We start from the raw sequence: 20,666 nt of genomic DNA, 5'->3' as shown, positions 1-20,666 counted from the left end.
CCTCGACCCGCGGGCGACGCCGCTGCGGGATGCTCACGACCGGCGTGCTCCTCGCCCTCGCCACCGCCGGCATCGCGCTGTGGTGGCGCTGGCTCGCGCGCCGCCAGCACTATTGGCGCACGGCGCTGGCGGAGTCGATCCCCGTCAACTCCGCGTACTGGCGTGCGCAGCGCGCGGGGTCCGGCGAGCTGCTCTACGTCGCGATCGGCGACTCGGCCGCGCAGGGCATCGGCGCGAGCCGGCCGGGTCACAGCTACGTCGGGTTCGTCGCGCGGGCGCTGGCCACGGCATCCACTCGCCCCATCAGGACCGTGAACCTCGGCATCTCGGGTGCGACGCTCCGCATCGCGCTCGACGACGAACTCCCGGTGCTCTCCCGGCTCTCGCCTGACGTGCTGACGGTCTGCATCGGCGCGAACGACATCGCGGACTTCGACCCGACCCGGTTCGATCACGAGATCCGGGAGCTGTTCGCGGCGCTGCCCGACCACGCGATCGTCGCCGACCTGCCCAGCTTCTACTTCCCGCCGGCTCAGGGGCGGGTGCGCACGGCCAACCGGCTGCTGCGCGCGGCCGCCGCCGAACGCGGGCTGACGGTCGTGCCCCTCTTCGCCCGCACGAACCGGCAGGGCATGTGGGGTGTCTCGACGCAGTTCGCGGGCGACCTGTTCCACCCGAACGACCGCGGCTACCGCATCTGGGCCGACGTGTTCCGACCGGCCGTCGAAGCGCGGGTGGCGGCACTCGACGCAGCGGCGGCGGCAGTGGCGGCGCCGCCGCCGGTCGAGTAGCGCAGCGCATCGAGACCAGTGCCGCGGCTGGTCTCGATACTGCGCCGGGGCGTCTACTCGGCCCGCGAGAGAGGCGCGGCCACCGCGGCCGGCTCCCAGGCGAACCCGTCGGGGTCGGTCGCGGCGGATGCGCCCGCGGCGATGACGATGCGGTGCGAGCCGGTGCCCTCGAGGGGCACGCCGGCGTCCTTCGCGAGCGCCTTGCGTGCGTAGAGGCCGAGGCGGATCGGGCTGTCGTCCATCGTGAACTCCGCGTACGCGCCGAAGCTCTTGCCGACGACGAGGCCCTGCCCGACGTAGTACCGCTTGCTCACCTTCACGTCGCCCGAGCCGAGCAGCAGCACGATCGCGTCGACGTCGCGTGAGGCCGGTACGGTGTCCTTCTTCGCCGTGGTGGCGATCTTCCAGATGGTGCCGTCGGGTGCCCGAAGGGTTCCGCCGACGCCCCACATCGACTTCGCCACGGGCTTGATCGCGGTCGCGCCCGCGGCGAGCGCGGCGTTGAAGAGGGCTGAGACGTTCGCCGGTTGGGAGACGACGAGCGAGAGCGTGAACCCGCGGAACCCGCTGGTCGCGGCATCCGATCGGCGAACACGAACCCGCTCGCCGAGCCCGAAGGCGGTGTCGTAGAAGGCTTCGGCGGCCGTGACGTCGGTCGCCTCGATGATGATGTGATCGATGCTGTTCATGGTGTTCACGCTACGAACCGACCGGTGCACGCCGCTTCTCGATTCCTGACCGGATGCCGCGGCCCGGCCATCTGGCCCGCGGCGGCCGCCTCCCAGCGGAAGTGCGTCAGACTGGAGGGGTGCCGTCGCGCGCGAACCGTCGCGCTCGACCGGGCGCAGGAGAACCCACGTGACCTTCACTCCCCCGACGACGTCCGGGCCGCTCGACCTCGCGAGCATCCGGGCCGACTTCCCGTACCTCGCGCAGGAGCTCAACGGCTTCCCCCTCGCGTACCTCGACTCCGGCGCGACCGCCCAGCGGCCGATCGCCGTGCTCGACGCCGAACGCGCCTTCCTCGAGCACGCCAACGCGGCCGTGCACCGCGGCGCCTCGACGCTCGTTGGCACGTCGACGACGGCCTTCGAAGAGGCCAGGGCCACCGTGGCGCGCTTCGTCGGCGCGGGCGAGCGCGAGATCGTCTGGGCCGAGAACGCGACCGACGCGATCAACATCGTCGCGCTCGGAATGGCGGATGCCGCGGCCGGCCTCGGCGGCCCCGAAGCCGACGTGTTCCGGCTCACCGCGGGCGACGAGATCGTCGTGACCGAGGCCGAGCACCACGCCGACCTCATCCCGTGGCAGCGGCTCGCCGCGAAGACGGGGGCGACACTGCGGTGGATCCCGGTGAACGACGACGGCACGTGGACCGTCGACGACGCGGCATCCGTCATCGGGCCCAAGACGAAGCTCGTGGCCTTCGCGCACGTCTCGAACGTGACCGGCCACATCGCGCCGGTGACCGACGTGGTCGAGCTCGCGCACCGCCACGGGGCGCTCGTGCTGCTCGATGCCTGCCAGTCGGTGCCGCACCGCCCGACGAACTTCGCCGAGCTCGGCGTGGACTTCGCCGCGTTCTCGGCGCACAAGATGCTCGGCCCGAACGGCATCGGCGTCCTCTACGGCCGCGAGCGCCTGCTGGACGCACTGCCGCCGGCCCGCACGGGCGGATCGACCATCACGACCGTGACCATGGAGTCGGCGCAGTTCCTGCCGTCGCCGCAGCGCTTCGAGGCGGGCACGCAGCCCGTGTCGCAGGCCGTCGCCCTCGCCGAGGCCGTGCGCTACCTCGACCGGCTCGACATGCGGCGCGTGCACGAGCACGAGGTCGAGCTCGCCGAGCTGCTCGTCGACGAGGTGTCGCACATTCCCGGCATCCGCCTGGTCGGCAGCGGGGCGGGCGTCGAGCGCGGCGCGCTCGCGAGCGTCGACGTGCCGGGCGTGCACGCGCACGACGTCGGACAGTTCCTCGACTCGCAGGGCATCGCCGTGCGCGTGGGGCACCACTGCGCGCAGCCGCTGCACCGCCGACTCGGGCTTCGCGCCACGACCCGAGCCAGCGCCTACATCTACACGACCCCCGACGAGGTGCGCCGGTTCACGGCGGCCCTCGCCGAGGTGCGTCCGTTCTTCGGCGTGACCGGAGCCACCGCATGAGCGACCTCTCGGGCCTCTACCAGGAGCTGATCCTCGACCACTCGAAGCGCCGCGTCGGCGACGGCGCCCTCGATGCTCCGCACGCGTCGCACCACGAGCTGAACCCGACGTGCGGCGACGAGATCACGCTCGGCATCCGCCTCGACGATTCCGGCTCGACGGTCGAGGCGCTCGGGTGGGAGGGCGACGGATGCAGCATCTCGATGGCGTCGGCATCGGCCCTCACCGAGCTCGTGGTCGGCTCCGACACCGAGCACGTGCGCGAGCTCATCGACGGGTTTCGCGCGATGCTGCGCTCCCAGGGCGCCGGCGAACCCGATGAGGACCTGCTCGGCGACGCGATCGCCTTCCACGGCGTCTCGAAGTACGTCATGCGCGTCAAGTGCGCGATGCTCTCGTGGGTCGCGCTCGAGGCCTGCCTCCTGGAGGCCACGGCGTCGGCCTCGACGCCCAGCCAAGAGGCCTAGGCTTCTAGCACCGCCGACGCCGAACAGAAAGAGGTTCCCCCTGCCATGAGCGACGAACTCGAAGTCTTCAACCGCCGCGAGTCCGAGGTGCGCGGGTACGTGCGCGCCTTCCCCGTCGTGTTCGACCGTGCGGTCGGTTCGACGCTGGTCGGCGAAGACGGCCGCGAGTACCTCGACTTCTTCGCCGGCGCCGGCGTGCTCAACTACGGGCACAACAACCCCCTCTTCACGCGAGCCCTGGTCGAGTACCTCGAGCGCGACGGCATCATCCACGGCCTCGACATGGCGACCTCGGCCAAGAAGGCGTTCATCGAGGCGTTCGAGCGCCTCGTGCTCGAACCGCGAGGGCTCGACCACAAGCTGCAGTTCACCGGGCCGACCGGCGCGAACGCCGTCGAGGCGGCGCTGAAGGTCGCCCGCCAGGCCACCGGTCGCACCAACGTCGTGGCGTTCACGAACGCGTTCCACGGCCTGAGCATCGGCGCTCTCGCCGCGACCGGCAACAGCCACTACCGCGGTGCCGCCGGCATCACGCTCGACAACATCACGCGCCTGCCCTACGACGGCTACCTCGGGGCGGACGTCGACACGCTCGACCTGCTCGAGAAGATGCTCGACGACCCGGGTTCGGGCGTCGACCTGCCCGCCGCGGTCATCGTCGAGGCCGTGCAGGGCGAAGGCGGCATCAACGTGGCGAGCGCCGCGTGGCTGCGGCGTCTGCGCGCGATCACGGCCGAGCGCGGCATCCTGCTGATCCTCGACGAGATCCAGGCCGGCGTCGGTCGCACAGGCGCGTTCTTCGCGTTCGAGGAGTCGGGCATCGTCCCCGACCTCGTGACCGTCTCCAAGTCGATCTCGGGCTCCGGCCTGCCCATGTCGCTGGTGCTCCTGCGCCCCGAGGTCGACGTGTGGAAGCCCGGCGCCCACACCGGAACGTTCCGCGGCAACAACCTCGCGTTCGTCTCGGCGCGCGCCGCCCTCGAGAACTACTGGGCGGACACCGCGCTCGTCGACGGCGTCGCCGCCAGGTCGGCGCTGCTGCGCGCCGAGCTCGAGCAGATCGCCGCGGCGAACCCCGAACTCGGGTTCGTCGTTCGCGGCCGCGGACTCATGTACGGCCTCGCGTGCGACGCCGACCGCGGCCTCGCTGGCCGCATCTCGAAGCAGGCCTTCACGCGCGGCCTCGTGATCGAGACCTCGGGCGCCCATGACGAGGTGCTGAAGTTCCTGCCCGCGCTGACGATCAGCGACGACGAGCTCCTGAAGGGCCTCGCCATCGTGCGCGAGAGCCTCGCGGTGGCGCTGGCGGAGTAGTCGCCGCACGACCGAGACGCGCGAGCCCAGTGAGGCCCCTCCAGTCGGAGGGGCCTCACTGCATGCACGGGTCGGTCGCGCCCGCGCTAGTTCAGCGTGAACACCACCGTCTGCGCATTGCCGGCGACGTCGTAGACCAGCATCGTGTTCTCACCCTTGACGGCGCCGAAGACGCCCGGCTTCAGGAAGTTCACGTCGGACCACTGATTGTCGGAGAGGTCCTTGACCACGCCGTTCACCACGACGCGATCGATCTTGCCCGCGTCGAACAGCTTGTAGCTCACGAGGTCGTAGGTTCCGCCCGTCGTCACCGTGAACGATGAACCGTCCTTCACGGTGACCGTCGGCTTCGTCGCGTCGATCGTGAACGCGAACGTCGACGTGGTCGAGATGTTGCCGGCGAGGTCCTGCGAGTTGTACTTCACGGTGTAGCTGCCGTCGGGCAGCTTCACCGTTGCCGTGTGCGTGCCGCTCTTCGCCCCGCCCGCGACCGCCGTCTGGGTGCTCTTCACGAGGGTCGTCCCCTGGTAGACGTTGGCGACGATGCGCTGCAGACCGGCGTTGTCGGTCGCGTCGACCCGCACCGCGAGCGCCGAGAACGGGCCCGCGGTCGTCGGGGTGACGAGGGTCGCGGTCGGCCGTTGGGCGTCGCGGGCGACCGTCAGCGTCGCAGCGCAGTCCACGCACGTGCCGCCGAGGGTCGCGACCTTCGCCGTCGCCGTCAGCGGGCCGCCCGCAGCAGCAGCGGAGATGGTCGCGCCGAACGAGACGGTCGCCGCCGGTGCGCCGACCGCCGTCGCCGGCACCGCCCAGGTGAGCGTCGAGCCGTCGATCGTGACACCGGCCGGCAACGAGCTCATGTCGATCGACGCCTGTCCGAGCACGCCGGCGAGGTCGACCGTCACGACCGAGGTCGCGAGCGGCACCCGACCGGTGTTCGTCGCGGTCAGCGTGTACGTCACCACGTCACCGGCACGGACGGTGCCCGTCGCTGGGGCACCGGCCAGCGAGACCGTGAGCTTCTCGGGCCAGGCCGGCTTGCCCGCCTCGAGGATCCAGTCGGTGTAGAACGCGGTGAGGTCGCGGCCCGAGAGTTCCTCGGCGAGCGCCTTCAGGTCGGCACCCGTGCGGCTCTGCCCTGCGTAGCGCGTCTGCCACTGCTCGATCAGGGCGAAGAACGCGTCGTCGCCGATCGCCACCCGCAGCGCCGCCCAGAACTGTGCGCCGCGCGTGTAGGTCTGGTAGCCGTAGAGGTTGGCGGAATCCGTCTGCGTGCCCGGCGCGGTCGACCAGTTGGAGCTCGTCGGGGCCGTGGTGTTCCAGGAGTTGAAGTAGGTGAGTTCGCTGGGGGTCGCGCCGGTGCCGAAACCCTCGGTCGTGTTGTAGAACGTGGGTCCCCAGGTCGCCATGCCCTCACCGATCCAGATGTCGGTCCAGGTCACGGGCGACACGTTGTCGCCATACCACTGGTGCACGAGCTCGTGGATGAGCGTGTTGCCGCCGACCGATCCCGCTGAGGGGAAGAACGAGCGGTCCTGCGTCTCGAGCGCGTAGTTGATGCCGCTCGGCACGGTGTCGACGATCACGCCGGTGCTCTTGCCCGGGTAGGGCCCGTAGAGCGTCTCGAGGTTGCGGATGATCGTGCCCAGCTGCGCCTCGCGCGTGCGGATGGTGTTCTTGTTCGCCGCCGACAGCGTGGAGTCCATGAACGACCACGACGGAATCGTGCTGCCGTCGGTGAGTTGCACCTGCGACTCGATCACGTCGTACCGGCCGATCGAGATCACGGCCAGCTCCGAAGCCATCGGCTTCGTCTGGTCCCACACCCACGTGGTGCGCGTGCCGTCGGAGGATGCGGTCTTCGACCGGAGCTCGCCGTTGGCCACGGCCGCGGCCGTACCGGGCGCGGTGCCGGCGACGTTGTTCAGCGTCGTCGGGATGTCGAGGGTGAACGTGTACGTCGCCTTGTCGGCGGGCGTGTTGTTGTGCGGGTAGCCCGTCATCATGCCGATCGGCTGGCCGAGCAGCGTCGCCCCGTCGGAGGTGCGGTTCCACCCCTCGGACGAGCCGTCGAGATCGGTGTGCGAGCTGGGTGCGCCGTGGTACGTCACGGCGACCGAGAACTCGCCGCTGACCGGGGTCGTCGGAGTGACGACCAGCTTGTACTTGATCGCACCCGGGTCCACCTCGCGCACCCACGCGGCCGGAGCACCGTCGACGGTCACCGAGTCGACCTCGAGCCCTTCGAAGTCGAGCGAGAAGCTCTTCAGCGGCTGCGGCGCGGTCGCCGTCATGGTGCTGGTCGCCAGGATGGTGCCGGCGATCGTCGATCCCGACTGCGTGGCGTTCGGCGTCCACGCGATCGCAACGTCGTAGTCGAGCGCGTCGTAGCCGCCGTTGCCGACGTTCGGGAACATCGGATCGCCCGAGGTGCGCGCACCGTCGATCGGCTCGTCTGCGGCGGCGGCCATGGCCGGCGCCGTCGTCAGCAGGGCCGCCGCGAGCAGGCCGGGCAGGGCGAGCGCGACGAGTCGCCTCGGCCTGGTGTCGGGAAGGGGTCGGAACGTCATCAGCTCTCCTTCGTCGCAGAGGCCGCACGTCGGGCCATCCGTGCGCTCACCATATCGGCGGAGTGTTTCGCTCGGATAGCGGTTACGTTGCGCGGATGCCGCTCAGCGGCGTGGAATGCTGCGGAAATACGCCGAACCGACGCACTGTTTCCGCGCGCGTCGCGGCAGGCGAGACGTCCGATCACGGAGCCGATCGCCGGGGTCGACGACCCGGGCGGCTCGGCTACTCCGTGACCGCAGCGGCGTCGGCGAGGTGCCGGGCACCGTGGTTCAGCACCTTGACCACGATGCCGCGACGGCGGAGCGCCGCGATCGTGCGCACCTCTTCGTCGGCCGTGCGTCCGAGGGCGTGCTGGTTGGAGACGACGAGCACGTCGCCCGCGCGCAGCGTGCCGAAGAAGCGCTCGAGGCGCTGCTCCCAGTTCTCGACGCTCTCGGGCGCCGGATGGCGGAAGTCGAAGATCGCGACGCCGAACGCGGCGAGGTCGTCGCGCTGCTCGGTGACCGACGGCATGTCGGGGCGCGAGACGACGAGGCCGACGAGGCGCGATCCCTCGGGCCGCGCCCTCCACCATTCGCCGTCGGGCTGCAGCTCGATGAAGCACTCGGGGCACCCCTCGGCCTCGTGCGCGTGCGTGTGCACCGCCGATCGGGTCGCGCCCGCGGCACCGTCGTTCGTCGCGGCATCCGTCTGGTCAGTCATTCGCACGTTCCTCCTGCGTCGCGTCCATTCTCCCGGTCGCGTCGCGCCGAGGGAAGTCGAGCCGCCCTCGTTCAGGCGGGATCGTCGGTGAGCCGGCGCAGCAGCCGCGAGAGGGTGGCCTGCTCGTCGCGCGTGAGCGACTCGAGTTCGACGGCTTCGCGCGCGACGAGCCCGCGCATGGCCTCGTCGACCCTGGTCGACCCCTCGGCGGTGAGCCGCACGAGCACGCTCCGCCCGTCGCGAGGGTTCGGGCGTCGCTCGACGAGCCCGCGCACGGCGAGGTTGTCGAGCCGGTTGGTCATGGCGGCGCTGCCGATCATGGTGGCGGCGATGAGGTGCGCCGGACTCAGCTCGTGCGGTTCGTCCTGGCGGCGCAGGGCCGCGAGCACGTCGAACTCCCACGAGGCGAGGCCGGCGTCGCTGAACGCCGACGCGCGCAGCTTCGAGAGCCGGTTCGCCGCCCGGCGCAGCCGCGACATGACGTCGAGCGGCGAGAGGTCCGCGTCGGGCAGGCGGCGCGACCACGCGTCGATCAGCAGATCGACCTCGTCGTCGCGCTCGCTCGGCTTGGGGTTCACGCTCTCGACAGTAGCGAACGGGAGCGCGGATGCCGCGGCATCCGCTCTCCCATCAGCGACCGAAGGAACCACCCGCCGCGAAGCCGCTCACCCGGCGTCGGCCGCCGACACCGCGGTCCGGTCGGAGCGGCGGGCGGGATCGGGGGCGAACTCGAGCCGGGCGATGCTGCCCTGCGGCCACCGCAGCTTCACGTAGACGAGCACGAGGGCGATCACGAGGAACCGGGCGATCAGACCGGGGATCCCCGCCTCGGGCCCGTACTCCCCGCCCGTGATCGACACCGGGCCGACGCCCTCGGAGGTCGCGAATCCCGGCACGAGATGGCCGCTGATCGGGAACCCGAAGAGGCCCTCGGACATGTTCCACGACAGATGCAGGAACAGCGGGAGCACGATGCTCCGGGTCGCGAGGAACGCGATGCCGTAGATGACGCCGCCGAGCCCGGTGCCGAGCGCCGCGACCCACGTCGCGCCCTCGTTGTCGAGATGGGCGATGCCGAAGAGCGCCCCGGTGACGAGCACCGCGATCCATCGGCCGAAGGGCACTCTCGCGAGACTCGCCGCGACGCCGCTGAGCAGGCCGACCCGGTAGATGAGCTCCTCGAGCAGGGCGGCGAAGAACAGCTGCACGAGCACGTCGGTGACGAAGGACGCCCAGGTGATCGTGCCCGCCTCGACCCGGATCGCGTTCAGCGCGCGCTCGGTCAGGAAGATCGCGGTGAACGCGATCGCCGGGATCGCAAGGCCGACGGCCGCGTCGACCGCCGACCAACGGCCGAACGAGAACCCGAGGCTTCGCAGCACGGGCTGACGTCTGCGCCGGAACAGCACGACGGCGACGACGAAGAACACGAGGGGCAGGAGTCCGAGGATCACTCCCAACTCGTCACCCGGCCTTCGGAGGAGCGGTGATCGGTGCGCGCGCGATGCATGCCTCGAAGCTAGCGCGGATCACGCATGGGATCCGGCGCACGCCACGAGTGCCCGATGTTCGCGCGCGCGACGCCCGGCCGTCAGGTGCGCGCGGGCGCCCGGAGAAGCGGATGCCGCAGTCGGCCGCCCGACGGCGGGACCACCGATCAACCGGCTCGCCAACACCGACGACGGCCGCAGGCGGAATGCCTGCGGCCGTCGTCGTCGTGTTCGCGCGCGAGCGCCCGTGGGCTACTTCGCCGCGTAGTCGCCGATGCGCGAGTCCTGCATCCAGAAGATGTCCTCGGTGCGCTCGGCCGGCCCGGTGAACTCCGCGTCGGTGATCATGAGGTACTGGTTCGCCGCCTCGTCGTCGTTCCAGGTGGTGTCGACCGCGAGCCACCGGCCGTCGATCGAGACCTTGTTCCATGCGTGGCGACCGCCGGCCGTGACGTCACCGGTGACGACCACCGCGTCGAGCCCGGCCTCGAGGGCCAGCGCCTCGAACGCGTACGCGTACCCGGCGCACACCGCCGAGCCGTCGACCAACGCGCCGGAGGCCTGCCAGGCCGCCGCCTCCGCGTCGGGGACGGAGCCCAGGGCCTCCTTCGCGGCGAGCGCCTCGTAGTCGTACTCGGCGTTCGCCGTGATCCAGTCGTTCAGCGCGGTGACCTTCTCGGCGTCGCCCATGCCGTCGGTGATCACCTCGGCGACCACCTCCTGCGCCTTCGCATACGTCGCATCGCGGTTCGCGGCGAGATCGTCGGCCGAGGCCGTGTAGGTCACGTAGAGGATGCCGTCGCTCGCCCCGTAGCCGTCGACGCCGACCACGTAGGGGTTCTGCTCCGTGGCCTCTTGAATCGCGTCGTCGAGCGAGGGCATGCCGGGCGCGCCGACGTACGCCGAGACGTCGATCGCCTGCTGGCGGTCGATGAGGTTCGCGGCGAGGTAACGCGTGAAGTCGTTGCTCGCGACGATGGGCAGGTCGGTCGCCGGAGCCGTCGTCGACGGCTCGAACTGGTCGATCATCTCGTCGACCGGGGCGGAGACGAGCTCGACGCCGCCGCCGGTGGTCGGCGCCTCGGCCTCGGCGCGCGCGTTGAACGCGGCGATCTCGGCCGCGACGTCGACTCCGCGCTCGAGGTTCAGCCACATGCCGAGGTCGGTGCCCTTGCCCCGGATGCCGACGGCGGAGTAGTCGGGGTACTCGACGACCGCGGCGGGGTCGGCGTACGCGACGCTCTGGCGCGTGGCCCCGTCGAGCGAGGTGAACGCGAACTTCGTCGGCACGGACTGCAGGTTCGCGACGCCGACGATGCGGTCGGGGTACAGCTCGTCGGTGGCACCCTCGGCCCGCGTGAAGGGCAGGTCGCCGGCCACCGAGAGCCCGTCGTACGAGATGTACGGCGAGTACGACGTGCCATCGGTCGCGATCACGCCGAGATCGAACTCGGCGCTGCGCAGCAGCTCGGCCATCTGGTACGCCGTGGCGTCGTTCTCGAGCTCGTCGGCACTGCGGTCGAAGAGCTGCAGCCCGACGTTCTGCTCGATCGCCCAGGTCGCCTTGCTGCCCTCGTTCATGTCGAACACGGCATCGGTGGTCGACCAGGTCGTCTCGCCGTCGGTCTCGCCGACGACGGAGATCTCCCGCGTGTTGCCGTTGGTCGACGACGCCACGACAAGGTAGCTGCTCGCTCCCTCGACCGCCTGCCAGGCGACACTGAGGTTGCCCGTGCCGCCGTCGGTGGCGAAGGTCACGGTCGGCGCCTCGAGCTCGTGCTGCACGGTGAACGGGGTGACACGCGGGCGCTCGAGTTCGGCGCCCTGCTCGTCGAGGTGCTGCACGAGGTAGTAGGTGGCGTTCAGGCCCCAGGCGCCGTAGGCCTCGCCGATGTCGCGGATGCGGGGGCTCTCCGTTTCGCGGCCTTCGAACGCGTCGCTGTCGGCGTAACGGGCCTCGGCGTCCTCTTGAGCGGAAATGGTGACCGTGTCGTTCCACTGATTCACCATGATCGGGGCGTGCTTGCTGAGCGCGGCATCCGTGAACACCTCGAAGGCGAAGTCGGTGTCGAACTCCTCCGCCCCGACTTCGCTCGCCTTCGCCTCGAGGTCGTAGGCGGCGCGGAGCTCGAACTCGTGGTCGCGTTCGAGGTCGAGCATCGGCTCCGCGTAGTCGTAGCCGCCGACCGTGGTCAGGTCGCCACCGCCGCCGAACGCGCCGGCCACGTTCAGGCCGATCACCGTTCCGGCGACGAGCAGCACCGCGGTGCCGCCGGCGATGAGCCCGATGACGAGGCCGCGACGCGAACGCTTCGCGGCGGGCACCGTGCCACCGGCCGCCTGGCCGTCGGTCACGGCAGCGGTGGCAGCAGCACCGGCTCCGGCACCGGCTCCGGCCGAACCCGCGTTCGCCGTGGCATCCGGAACCGCGGGGTGCACGTGCTCGGTCCACTTGGTGCCGTCCCACCACCGCTGTCCGGCGCCACCCGAGGGGTCGGGGTACCAGGCTGCGGGAATCTCGGGTGTGGGCGGTGTCGGCTGCTCATCCATCGTCGGGCAAGTTTACGTGCCCCCACCGGCGCAGAAGACCGCCACGAGAGAGGACCGGTCCCGCCGGTGGGCGCGCCCGCCGGTCACCCGAAAGCCGTCCTCTCGGTGGCCGGAATGCCCGCCCGGCACGGCGCCCCGCGCACGCACAAGGGCGGGGCGGATGCCGCAGCATCCGTCCCGCCCTCGGTTCACGCCGTGAGGCGTCGCGACTGTCCGGGTTACTGCACCGACCAGCCGCCGTCGGAGGCGAGGATCGCGCCGTTGATGTTGACGGCGTCCTCGCTGAGCAGGAACGTGATCGAGGCGGCGAGCGCCTCGGCGGTCGCGACCGACGGGATCGCACCCTGGAACGGCGCGAGCCGGGCGGAGCCGACCTCGGACACGTGCGGCGGGAACGGGATGCCGGTCGCGACGCCGCCGGGGGCGACGGCGTTCACGCGCACGCCCTGCAGGGCGTACATGAAGGCGGCCGACTTGGTGAGGCCGACGACGGCGTGCTTCGAGGTCGTGTAGGCGTTGCCAGAGGCGTTGCCGCGCAGGCCGGCCTCGCTCGCGACGTTGACGATCGAGCCCTTGCCGGCCTCGAGCATGAACGGCACGACCGCGCGGGTGAGCTTGAACGTGCCGGTGACGTTGACGGCCATGACCTTGTCCCAGATGGCGTCGGGCGTCTCGTGGATCGGCGAGAAGTCGTCGTTGATGCCGGCGACGTTGGCGAGGCCGTAGATCTTGTCACCCGCGGCGGCGACGATCGCGTCGATCGACTCCTGCTTGGTGATGTCGCCGGCGACGGGCACGATCTCGGAGCCGGGGATGGATGCCGCGAACTCATCGAGCTTCTCGGCCGAGATGTCGACGGCGACGACGCGGCCGCCCTCACGTGCGATGCGGCTCGCAGTGGCGCGGCCGATGCCGGATGCCGCGCCGGTGACGATCACGGTCTTGCCGGCGAAACGGCCGGGGGTGACCTGCTCCTGCCAGGCGGTGGACTCGGCGTCTTCGGGGATGACGCCGCCGTTCACGGCCTTCACGAGCTCATCGACGGCCGCCTGCGGCATCTGGCCCTGGCTCATGACGACGAGCTGCTGCAGCGGCAGGCCGGCGATGGGTGCGAGCTGCTCGGTCGAGCCGCCGCCCTGGCTCACGAGGCCCTGCAGCGCGGCGTGACCGGCGGGGTCGGCGAGCCATTCGGCGATGGTGGAGTTGGCGGTGAGTGCCATGACGGGGGTCCTTTTCTACTCCGAACTGGATGCCTCCAGCCTAAACAACATCTGTCGGATATCCGACAATTGTCGGCGAAGTCACGGTTTCGCGCGCCGAAGACTGCAAGAATGCGAGGGTGGGCGAAGCGATGTCGGACCGAGTGGATGCGCGCGTTGAGCGCACCCGCCGAGCGCTGCAGCAGGCCGCACTCGAACTGGCTCGGGCCGACCGCTTCGACGACGCCACGGTCGCCGAGATCACCGACGCCGCCGGCGTCAACCGCTCGAGCTTCTACCAGCACTACGACGACCGCGACACGCTGCTCGCCGATGCCATCGAGGCCGCCGAGATCGAGGCCGTCGCCGAACTCGACGTGCCCACCGACATCCCGTCGCGGCTTCCGGATTCGATGGTCGCGTTCCTCGCGCACTTCGACGCCGACGCCGACCTCTACCGACGACTCCTCGGCGAGCGCGGCTCCCCCATCGTCGCGGCGCGCATCCGCGCCCGGTTCCACGCGCAGGCGCGCGAGGGCGTCATCTCCTCCGGCACGACCGCGTTCGAGGGGCTGCCGATCGACATCGTCGCGGCCGGCATCGCGGGCTCGTGCCTCGCGGTCGTGCAGGCCTGGCTCGAGCTCGATCCGCGCCCGGGTGTCGAGACCGCCGCCGAGTGGGTGTGGCGCGTGCTCGTCGGGCCTGGCGAACCCATCTCCGCGCCGGTTCGCGACTCGGGTCAGTCGACCCGGTAGGCGTCGTAGACGATCTCGCGGGGCCCGCGGGCGGCGACGCCGACGATGAGCTGCCGCTGCAATTGCGCCAGGGCCGGGGCGGAGGTCTCGACCTCGACGTGCAGCCGGAACGTGTACTGCTCGGGCGGCACGACCTCGCCGCGTCCGAGCGCCGCGAGCACCTCGGGCGGCCCCGAGCGGATCCCGTGCGTGCGAAGGTGCAGCAGGTCGCCCGCCGGCGTGCGCGCCGAGTAGCGCGTGTCGATCTCGATGGTGCCGTCGGGCCGCACGACCTGCCAATCGGCGCCGCCCGGCAGCACCTCGGCGTCGAGCCCCGCACTGAGGCGCCCGCCGAGGATCGGCACGACCCGGCGGTGTCCGACGCTCGTCACGCCGTGGTCCTCGATGCCGTCGACGACGACCTCGGCGCGGAACAGCTTCACGAGCCGGGTGGCCGGAGGTTCGACGCCGCTCATGCGCGGGCCTCGGCGGCGTCTGCGGCTCCAGCGGCGACCGCTGCTCCAGCGGCTCCGACGACGTCGACTTCGACTTCGACGGCCGAGCGGATGCCGGTGGCCGCCCTCGAGAGAACGTGCAACGCGTCCCGCAGCCGTTCGAGCGCGGGCAGCGCCGCGGCCAGCGCCCGGGCGTCATCGGGGTCGAGGTCGGCGAGCGCCTCGCCGACGAGGGTCGCGCTGGCCGCGTCGAAGCGCTCGAGCAGTCGGTGCGCCTCGCCCGAGGCGCGCACCTCGACGCGGCGGCGGTCCGCGGCATCCGTCGACCTCGTGACGAGCCCGGCGGCCTCCATCGACTTCAGCAGGTTGCTCACGGTCGTGCGGTTGAGGCTGAGATCGTCGGCGAGTTCGACCGGGCTGCGCGAGACGTCGGCCGGCAGCGCGCGCAGCACCTCGATCTGGGCGTCGGCGATCTCGGGCAGATGCTCGGCCGCACGTGCGGCGCGCAGCAGGCTGCGTCGCAGCGGCGAGATCAGGCCGCTGAGGCGCGCGACGTCGAGGCCGTCGGATGCCGCAGCCGAAGTCATGCGCGCACCGCACGGGTCAACGACGAGCGCTCGTTGAGCCGGTCGGGGTGGAACCCGGCCGCGACCTTGTACGAGTCCGCGATCTGCTGCAGCTCGGCCTCGGGGATCACGTCGTGCACGTCGGCGAACCCCTGCGGGGCCCGTTCGTACGCGAGCTGCATGACCCGCTCGGGGCCGAGCTGTCGGGTCATGCCGCTGAGCTTCGTCGTCGCCGGGCGGCGGTCGGCCTCGTATGCGGCGAGCGCGGCGTCGATGGCGCTTCCGTCGTCCGCGTCGTCTGTGTCGTCACCGGCGCCGCCGGCCGCGGCGGCACCCGCCAGGTGGAACGCGAGCGTGCGCGCGTCGAGGATCGCCTGCGACGCCCCGTTCGACCCGTTCGGGTAGAGCGCGTGCGCGGCGTCGCCGAGCAGGGTGGTGCGGCCGAAGATCCAGCGCTCGAGCGGGTCGCGGTCGACCATCGGGTACTCGAGGATCTCGTCGGCCGCCGCGATCACGCCCGGAACGTCGAGCCAGTCGAAGCGCCAGTCGGCGAAGAGCTCGACGATGGGCGCGGGGTCGACGGCGTGATTCCAGTCGGCGGTCTCGTCGACGCCCTCTGGCGCACGGCGCTCGGCGATGAAGTTCACGCGCGTGAACCCCTCGGGTGCTGCCTCGCCGGTCGCGCCGGCGGCCAGCGGGTAGGCCACGAACTTCTGCTCGGCGTCGCCCGCCATGATCATCGTGCGGCCGTCGAGGTACGTCGGAACCACCGCGGTGCCGCGCCAGAGCAGGAGCCGGTTCCACGGGGGCGCGCCCTCGCCCGGGTTCGCCTGCGCGCGGATCGCGGAGTGGATGCCGTCGGCGGCCACGACGACGTCGGCGTCGAGCACGAGCTCGTCGCCCGCGGCATCCGCGAACCGCACGCGCTCCTGACGACGGATGCCGCCGCTCGCCCGTGTCGCATCGGAGACCTCGACGCCGTGCTCGACGCCCGTCGCGCGCCAGCCGAGCCCGATGGCGTCGGCGCCGAAGCGCTCGCGCACCGCCTCGACGAGCAGCAGCTGGAACTCGCCGCGGTGCACCGACAGCTGCGGCCACTGGTAGCCGGCGTCGAGCCCACGCGGCTCGCTCCACACGGGCTGGCCGTGGCGGTTGAAGTAGGCGAGGCGCCCGGGTGCTGCGGCGATCGCGGCGACCTGCTCGGCGAGGCCGAGTTCGGTGAGCTCGCGCACGGCGTGCGGCAGCAGGTTGATGCCGACGCCGAGCGGGCGCAGCTCGGAGGCCCGCTCGATCACCGTCACATCCTCGAACCCCGCGCGCCCGAGACTCAGGGCCGTCGCGAGCCCGCCGAGGCCGGCTCCGATGATGACGATCTTCACGCTGCCTCCTTGCAAGTGGTGAATTGAGTTTGAAACAAACACAATTCCTTGTCAAGGGGCGGATGTCGCGGCACGGCGTCGCACGCCGCGGGCGTTGGCGCGTGGGCGTGGGCGCGTGCGGGCACGGCGCGCACGAGCGGGGCGCTGTCAGGCCGGCGGCGCCACGAGCTGGTTGCCGCTGCGCAGCACGCGCGGATCGGAGACCGCTTCGGCCGAGATCACGCCCGGCGCCGAGACTCCGCTCACGGTGAACACCCACGACTCCCCCGGCAGCAGCGTCACGAGGCCGGAATCCACCGCAGCGTGCACGTCGAGCTTGTCGAAGAGCAGCGTCAGGTCGCGCACGACCGATGCGCCGGCCGTGACGGTTACGGCGACGACGCCGGCACCGGTCGAGGCGGTCTCGACCGTCACGTCGGCGGCCGCGAGCGCACTGTCGCGCGGCTCGGCGAACCACCAGAGGCCGCGTACGCCGTCGAGCGAGGCCACGAGCAGCTCGCACGCGGCATCCGTCGCCTGGGCGACCTCGACCGGAATCGCCACCGTCGCCGACGACCGAGCCGCCACCTCGACGGATGCCGCGGCGCGGGCCAGCACCGACCCGTCGAAGCCGCGCCGCTCGAACACGACCTCGCCCACCCAGCCGTCGTCGGCGTCGTTGCCGAGGACGGCGGCCAGGGCGGACGCACCCGAGGCGTCGACCCGAGGCTGGATCGACACCACGCGCGGCGCGAACGCATTCCGGATCGCGTGGAACAGCGGCTTGGCGTGTCCGTCGCCGTCGATCGCGGCCCACGAGGTGACCGGCCAGCAGTCGTTGAGCTGCCAGACGACGGCGCCCGCGGTCTTGGGCCAGTGCGAGCGGTAGTGGTCGAGCGCGCACGAGATGGCGTTGGCCTGGTTGAGCTGCATGGCCCAGTGCCAGGTCTCCATGTCGTTCGGCACGCGGTAGTGGGGCACGAGGCCCGCGGTGAGCTTCGCGTTGCCGTCGGTCGCCTTCTGGTGCACGATCATGCCGGGCGATTCGGGCGTCAGCGGGTCGTCGCTGATCGCCCTCGTGAGGGTCGACCAGGCCGGCGGCCCCTGCCAGCCGAACTCGGCGACGAAGCGCGGTTCGAGGTCGCGGTAGTGCGGCCAGTCCTGCTGGTTCCAGAGGTCCCAGACGTGCATGGTGCCGTGCGCCTCGGCGTTCGGATGCTCGCCGCCTTGCTCACCGCCGTGCTCGCCGCCCGGGCCGCCCGGGCTGAACGGGCTGCCCGGCGCATACGGCACGTGCGGTGCGTGCTCGGCCACGAGCTTCGGAAACAGCTCGTGGTAGTAGTACGCGCCCCAGGTCCTGCCATCGAGCGCGAGCTTCCAGCCCCAGTCCTCGTACCCCCAGAGGTTCTCGTTGTTGCCCGTCAGCAGGGCGAGCGACGGATGGTGCGCGAGGCGCACGATGTTGTCCCGCGCTTCGGCGGCGACCTCCGAACGCAGCGGCTCCTCCTCGGCGTACGCCGAGCACGCGAACAGGAAGTCCTGCCACGTCAGCAGTCCCAGTTCGTCGCAGAGGTCGTAGAAGTCGTCGGACTCGTAGATGCCCCCTCCCCACACACGCACGAGGTTGAGCCCAGCGGATGCCGCCTGCTCGAGTCGCTCGCGGTAGCGGGCCCGGTCGACGCGAACCGGGAACGCGTCGTCGGGGATCCAGTTGACGCCCTTCACGAACACCGGCCGATCGTTCACCACCAGCTGGAACGGCGTGCCGTCGGCATCCGGTTCGGTGTTCCAGCGCAGCTCGCGGAAGCCGACCACGCGGTGGGTCGCATCGACGACCTCACCGGCGTGCAGCCGAACGTCGACGACGTACCGGTGCTGCGCGCCATGGCCGATCGGCCACCAGCGCTCGACGTGCTCGAGGTCGACGCGCACGCTCGCCCGGCCGTCGACGAGGTCGACGAGGGCCGACGGAATCTCGTCGAGGCCCGGCCCGGCCACCGCGACCGAGACGAACACCGGCACGTCGCGTCGGTCGGCGTCGCGTCGGTCGGCGGCGCGGGCATCGCCGCCGCCTCCCGCACTCGGGGCGAACACCACCGACACCTCGACGATCACGGCACCGCCCCCGCCGTCGACCTCGGTGCGAACGAGCACGTCGTCGAGGCGCGCGGTCGACCACGATTCGAGCCGCACCGGCCGCCAGATGCCGCTCGTCGCCGTGGCGATGCCCCAGTCCCAGCCGAAGCTGCACGCCGACTTGCGGATCGCGTCGAACGGGGTCGGGTACGGCCGGGGCCTGGCGCCGAGCGCGAGGCTCTGCGCGTTCGCGTACTTCACCGGGCTGCGGAACGCGACGACGAGCTCGTTGTCGCCGTCGCGCACGAGGGCGGTCACGTCGATGCGGTGCGTTCGGTGCTGGTTCGCGACCTCGGCGATCACGACGCCGTTGAGCGACACGGTCGCCACGGTGTCGAGGCCGTCGAAGACCAATTCGTGAACGGATGCCGCGGCCCGCGCTTCGTGCGTCAGCTCGAACGTCGTCTCGTAGGTCCAGTCGACCAGGCCGATCCAGGCGAGCGCCGATTCGTGGTCGTCGAGGTACGGGTCGGGGATGAGCCCCGCCCGCATGAGGTCGAGGTGCACGACGCCCGGCACGACTGCGGGGATGCCGGCGGTGTCCCCGGCCGCCCCGATCGCGGTGATCGCGCCGCCCCCGATCGCGGCCGCGCCGATCGACCCCGTTCCGAGCGAATCGGGAACCGGTCCGGATGCCGCGCGCACGCGCCATCCGTCATGCAGGGGTCGCTCGACTCTGGGCGGGTGCTGCGATGCTGACGAGGTCATGGTCTCCGGGCTCGATCGACGACTCCTGCCGGCCGTGCGGCTCGGTCGACTCCAGCGTGGCATTCCGCGACACGATCGGGTACCCGGCGCGACGGCTCGGGCGAGCGGATGCCGGTGGCGGGCCTACGCGGGAACGGCCGCCGTGGCATCCGGCACCGCATCGGACCCGGCCCGAGCGGCCGCGTCGCACTGCGTCGCCGACATGCGCCCCTCTGGGTCGAGGCGGGCGAGGATGCGGGAGCTGATGGCGGCGAGCTGCTCGAGCTCGGCGGGCTCGAGCACGTCGAGCACGTTCGACCGCACGGTCGCGACGTGGCCGGGCGCCGCCTGCTCGAGCACGGAGAGGCCGGCGGCGGTGACGCGCGCGTTGGTGGCCCGCTTGTCTTGAGGACACGGGAAGCGCTCGAGCAGGCCCTTCTGCTCGAGTCGGCGAGCGACGTGCGAGAGCCGCGGGAGCGTGGCGTTGGTCTGCGACGCGAGCCGCGTCATGCGACTCGTGTGCTCGGGCGAGGCCGCGAGCACCGAGAGCACGAGGTACTCGAAGTGGGTGAGCTCGACGTCGCGCAGCAGTTGCGCGTCGAGCATGGTCGGCAGCAGTTCGCTCACGGCGACGAGCCTGGCCCATGCCGTGGCTTCGACCGGCGAGAAGGGCTGGATCGAGGTCATGGTCCGATTCTAGCGCATTGGTTGTCATGACAACCAATGTCGTGCTACGGTTTAGTTGTTCCAACAAGTAAACCCGCCGCATCGGCATCACGAGGAGAACCACATGACCACGGTCAGCATCATCGGAAACGGCAACATGGGCACCGCGATCGGCGGCCTGCTGGCCGACGGCGGCACGACGGTCGAGTACATCGACCGCGCCACCACCGACATCACGGGCGACATCGTCGTGCTGGCCGTGCCGCACCCCGCCCTCGCGCAGATCGTCGCCGAGCGCGCCGACCAGCTCGCCGGCAAGGTCGTCGTCGACATCACGAACCCCCTCGACTTCTCGACCTTCGACGGCCTCGTCGTCGACGCCGACGGCTCGGCCGCGGCCGACCTCGCCGACGCACTCCCCCAGTCGCGCGTGCTCAAGGCCTTCAACACGAACTTCGCGAGCACCCTCGCCTCCAAGACCATCGGCGACGCCGCCACCACCGTGCTCATCGCGGGCGACGACGCCGACGCCAAGGCGCTGCTCGCCTCGGTCGTCAGCGCGGGCGGCGTGAAGGCCGTCGACGCCGGCTCGCTCAAGCGCGCCCGCGAGCTCGAGTCGCTCGGGTTCCTGCAGCTCACGCTCGCCGTGCAGGAGAAGATCTCCTGGACCGGCGGGTTCCCGCTCGCCGCGTAGTCGACGAACGCCCCCGCGACCCACCGAACCGACCTCCCGAACGAACCCCCAGAACGGGTGGGGCTGCACCTGCGGCCCCACCCGTTTCGTCGTCTCCCCTCCGGTGATGCACCACGCCGCGCC

18 protein-coding genes are annotated in these 20,666 nt (G+C 71.3%); 6 read left to right on the top strand and 12 right to left on the bottom strand.

Translation table 11 applies throughout. From position 1 onward, the window contains the following. The first annotated feature begins 29 nt into the window (after positions 1–29). Positions 30–791 (top strand): SGNH/GDSL hydrolase family protein, encoded by a 762-nt coding sequence (locus ATC03_RS03960; RefSeq protein ID WP_067873371.1) that lies wholly within the window; start codon positions 30–32, stop codon positions 789–791. 53 nt (positions 792–844) lie between these two features. Here ATC03_RS03960 and ATC03_RS03955 read toward each other — a convergent pair whose 3' ends face one another. Continuing rightward, positions 845–1,480: a VOC family protein gene (locus tag ATC03_RS03955; protein WP_067881344.1), complete on the bottom strand. Its 636-nt coding sequence runs from the start codon at positions 1,478–1,480 to the stop codon at positions 845–847. Between the two features lie 169 nt (positions 1,481–1,649). On the opposite strand from ATC03_RS03955, the gene ATC03_RS03950 reads away from it, so the two are divergent. The 3 genes from ATC03_RS03950 to ectB are packed head-to-tail and all read left to right on the top strand — an operon-like array spanning position 1,650 to position 4,735. Then, positions 1,650–2,954 (top strand): aminotransferase class V-fold PLP-dependent enzyme, encoded by a 1,305-nt coding sequence (locus ATC03_RS03950; RefSeq protein ID WP_067873368.1) that lies wholly within the window; start codon positions 1,650–1,652, stop codon positions 2,952–2,954. Beyond that, complete coding sequence (gene sufU, locus ATC03_RS03945) at positions 2,951–3,421, top strand: Fe-S cluster assembly sulfur transfer protein SufU (protein ID WP_067873365.1); 471 nt, start codon at positions 2,951–2,953, stop codon at positions 3,419–3,421. Before ATC03_RS03950 ends, sufU begins: the two co-directional genes overlap by 4 nt. Before the next feature lie 45 nt (positions 3,422–3,466). Then, the gene (gene ectB, locus ATC03_RS03940; RefSeq protein WP_067873362.1) at positions 3,467–4,735 is read left to right on the top strand and encodes a diaminobutyrate--2-oxoglutarate transaminase; all 1,269 of its coding nucleotides are present in this window, start codon (positions 3,467–3,469) and stop codon (positions 4,733–4,735) included. A gap of 86 nt (positions 4,736–4,821) precedes the next feature. Here the strand turns inward: ectB and ATC03_RS03935 are convergent, their stop codons facing one another. The 6 genes from ATC03_RS03935 to ATC03_RS03910 all read right to left on the bottom strand — a co-directional run bounded on the left by ATC03_RS03935 (position 4,822) and on the right by ATC03_RS03910 (position 13,268). After that, positions 4,822–7,305 carry a M1 family aminopeptidase gene (locus ATC03_RS03935; protein WP_067873359.1) on the bottom strand — a complete coding sequence of 828 codons (2,484 nt, stop codon included), beginning with the start codon at positions 7,303–7,305 and terminating at the stop codon, positions 4,822–4,824. A 223-nt stretch (positions 7,306–7,528) separates the two neighbouring features. Beyond that, positions 7,529–8,008, bottom strand: a complete 480-nt coding sequence (locus tag ATC03_RS03930) for a recombinase family protein (RefSeq protein ID WP_067873356.1) — start codon at positions 8,006–8,008, stop codon at positions 7,529–7,531. 71 nt (positions 8,009–8,079) lie between these two features. Then, complete coding sequence (locus ATC03_RS03925; protein WP_067873353.1) at positions 8,080–8,586, bottom strand: MarR family winged helix-turn-helix transcriptional regulator; 507 nt, start codon at positions 8,584–8,586, stop codon at positions 8,080–8,082. 87 nt (positions 8,587–8,673) lie between these two features. Continuing rightward, complete coding sequence (locus ATC03_RS03920; protein ID WP_067873350.1) at positions 8,674–9,462, bottom strand: CPBP family intramembrane glutamic endopeptidase; 789 nt, start codon at positions 9,460–9,462, stop codon at positions 8,674–8,676. Between the two features lie 288 nt (positions 9,463–9,750). Beyond that, on the bottom strand, positions 9,751–12,048 hold the full coding sequence (locus ATC03_RS03915; protein ID WP_074400965.1) for a DUF2510 domain-containing protein: 2,298 nt from the start codon (positions 12,046–12,048) through the stop codon (positions 9,751–9,753). Positions 12,049–12,266: 218 nt separating this feature from the next. Next, positions 12,267–13,268, bottom strand: coding sequence for an SDR family NAD(P)-dependent oxidoreductase (locus tag ATC03_RS03910; RefSeq protein ID WP_067873344.1), 1,002 nt, complete (start codon positions 13,266–13,268; stop codon positions 12,267–12,269). A gap of 119 nt (positions 13,269–13,387) precedes the next feature. Here ATC03_RS03910 and ATC03_RS03905 point away from each other — a divergent pair, with 119 nt between their 5' ends. Further along, the gene (locus tag ATC03_RS03905; protein ID WP_198168763.1) at positions 13,388–14,002 is read left to right on the top strand and encodes a TetR/AcrR family transcriptional regulator; all 615 of its coding nucleotides are present in this window, start codon (positions 13,388–13,390) and stop codon (positions 14,000–14,002) included. Here ATC03_RS03905 and ATC03_RS03900 read toward each other — a convergent pair. The 5 genes from ATC03_RS03900 to ATC03_RS03880 form a co-directional block, all read right to left on the bottom strand. Continuing rightward, positions 13,987–14,457 carry a DUF3237 domain-containing protein gene (locus tag ATC03_RS03900; protein ID WP_067873336.1) on the bottom strand — a complete coding sequence of 157 codons (471 nt, stop codon included), beginning with the start codon at positions 14,455–14,457 and terminating at the stop codon, positions 13,987–13,989. The genes ATC03_RS03905 and ATC03_RS03900 overlap by 16 nt on opposite strands. Beyond that, a complete protein-coding gene (locus tag ATC03_RS03895) occupies positions 14,454–15,023 on the bottom strand; it encodes a MarR family winged helix-turn-helix transcriptional regulator (RefSeq protein WP_067873333.1) in 570 nt (189 codons plus the stop codon). Before ATC03_RS03895 ends, ATC03_RS03900 begins: the two co-directional genes overlap by 4 nt. Then, a complete protein-coding gene (locus tag ATC03_RS03890) occupies positions 15,020–16,381 on the bottom strand; it encodes a flavin-dependent oxidoreductase (protein ID WP_067873331.1) in 1,362 nt (453 codons plus the stop codon). Before ATC03_RS03890 ends, ATC03_RS03895 begins: the two co-directional genes overlap by 4 nt. A 147-nt stretch (positions 16,382–16,528) precedes the next feature. Continuing rightward, positions 16,529–19,204, bottom strand: coding sequence for a glycosyl hydrolase 2 galactose-binding domain-containing protein (locus ATC03_RS03885; protein WP_067873328.1), 2,676 nt, complete (start codon positions 19,202–19,204; stop codon positions 16,529–16,531). A gap of 123 nt (positions 19,205–19,327) precedes the next feature. After that, positions 19,328–19,870: a MarR family winged helix-turn-helix transcriptional regulator gene (locus ATC03_RS03880; RefSeq protein WP_067873325.1), complete on the bottom strand. Its 543-nt coding sequence runs from the start codon at positions 19,868–19,870 to the stop codon at positions 19,328–19,330. 103 nt (positions 19,871–19,973) lie between these two features. Here ATC03_RS03880 and ATC03_RS03875 point away from each other — a divergent pair, with 103 nt between their 5' ends. Continuing rightward, positions 19,974–20,543, top strand: a complete 570-nt coding sequence (locus tag ATC03_RS03875; RefSeq protein WP_067873322.1) for an NADPH-dependent F420 reductase — start codon at positions 19,974–19,976, stop codon at positions 20,541–20,543. Positions 20,544–20,666: the final 123 nt, after the last annotated feature.

Origin of the sequence: Agromyces aureus (assembly GCF_001660485.1) — a bacterium.
Taxonomy (GTDB): domain Bacteria; phylum Actinomycetota; class Actinomycetes; order Actinomycetales; family Microbacteriaceae; genus Agromyces; species Agromyces aureus.
This window is presented reverse-complemented; position numbering and strand designations above follow the sequence as displayed.

Excerpts from the sequence above, each read along its gene's own strand:
- ATC03_RS03960 (WP_067873371.1), top strand. The coding sequence starts at position 30 with ATGCTCACGACCGGCGTGCTCCTCGCCCTCGCCACCGCCGGCATCGCG.
- ATC03_RS03955 (WP_067881344.1), bottom strand. The coding sequence starts at position 1,480 with ATGAACAGCATCGATCACATCATCATCGAGGCGACCGACGTCACGGCC.
- sufU (WP_067873365.1), top strand. The coding sequence starts at position 2,951 with ATGAGCGACCTCTCGGGCCTCTACCAGGAGCTGATCCTCGACCACTCG.
- ectB (WP_067873362.1), top strand. The coding sequence starts at position 3,467 with ATGAGCGACGAACTCGAAGTCTTCAACCGCCGCGAGTCCGAGGTGCGC.
- ATC03_RS03935 (WP_067873359.1), bottom strand. The coding sequence starts at position 7,305 with ATGACGTTCCGACCCCTTCCCGACACCAGGCCGAGGCGACTCGTCGCG.
- ATC03_RS03930 (WP_067873356.1), bottom strand. The coding sequence starts at position 8,008 with ATGACTGACCAGACGGATGCCGCGACGAACGACGGTGCCGCGGGCGCG.
- ATC03_RS03915 (WP_074400965.1), bottom strand. The coding sequence starts at position 12,048 with ATGGATGAGCAGCCGACACCGCCCACACCCGAGATTCCCGCAGCCTGG.
- ATC03_RS03910 (WP_067873344.1), bottom strand. The coding sequence starts at position 13,268 with ATGGCACTCACCGCCAACTCCACCATCGCCGAATGGCTCGCCGACCCC.
- ATC03_RS03900 (WP_067873336.1), bottom strand. The coding sequence starts at position 14,457 with ATGAGCGGCGTCGAACCTCCGGCCACCCGGCTCGTGAAGCTGTTCCGC.
- ATC03_RS03895 (WP_067873333.1), bottom strand. The coding sequence starts at position 15,023 with ATGACTTCGGCTGCGGCATCCGACGGCCTCGACGTCGCGCGCCTCAGC.
- ATC03_RS03885 (WP_067873328.1), bottom strand. The coding sequence starts at position 19,204 with ATGACCTCGTCAGCATCGCAGCACCCGCCCAGAGTCGAGCGACCCCTG.
- ATC03_RS03880 (WP_067873325.1), bottom strand. The coding sequence starts at position 19,870 with ATGACCTCGATCCAGCCCTTCTCGCCGGTCGAAGCCACGGCATGGGCC.
- ATC03_RS03875 (WP_067873322.1), top strand. The coding sequence starts at position 19,974 with ATGACCACGGTCAGCATCATCGGAAACGGCAACATGGGCACCGCGATC.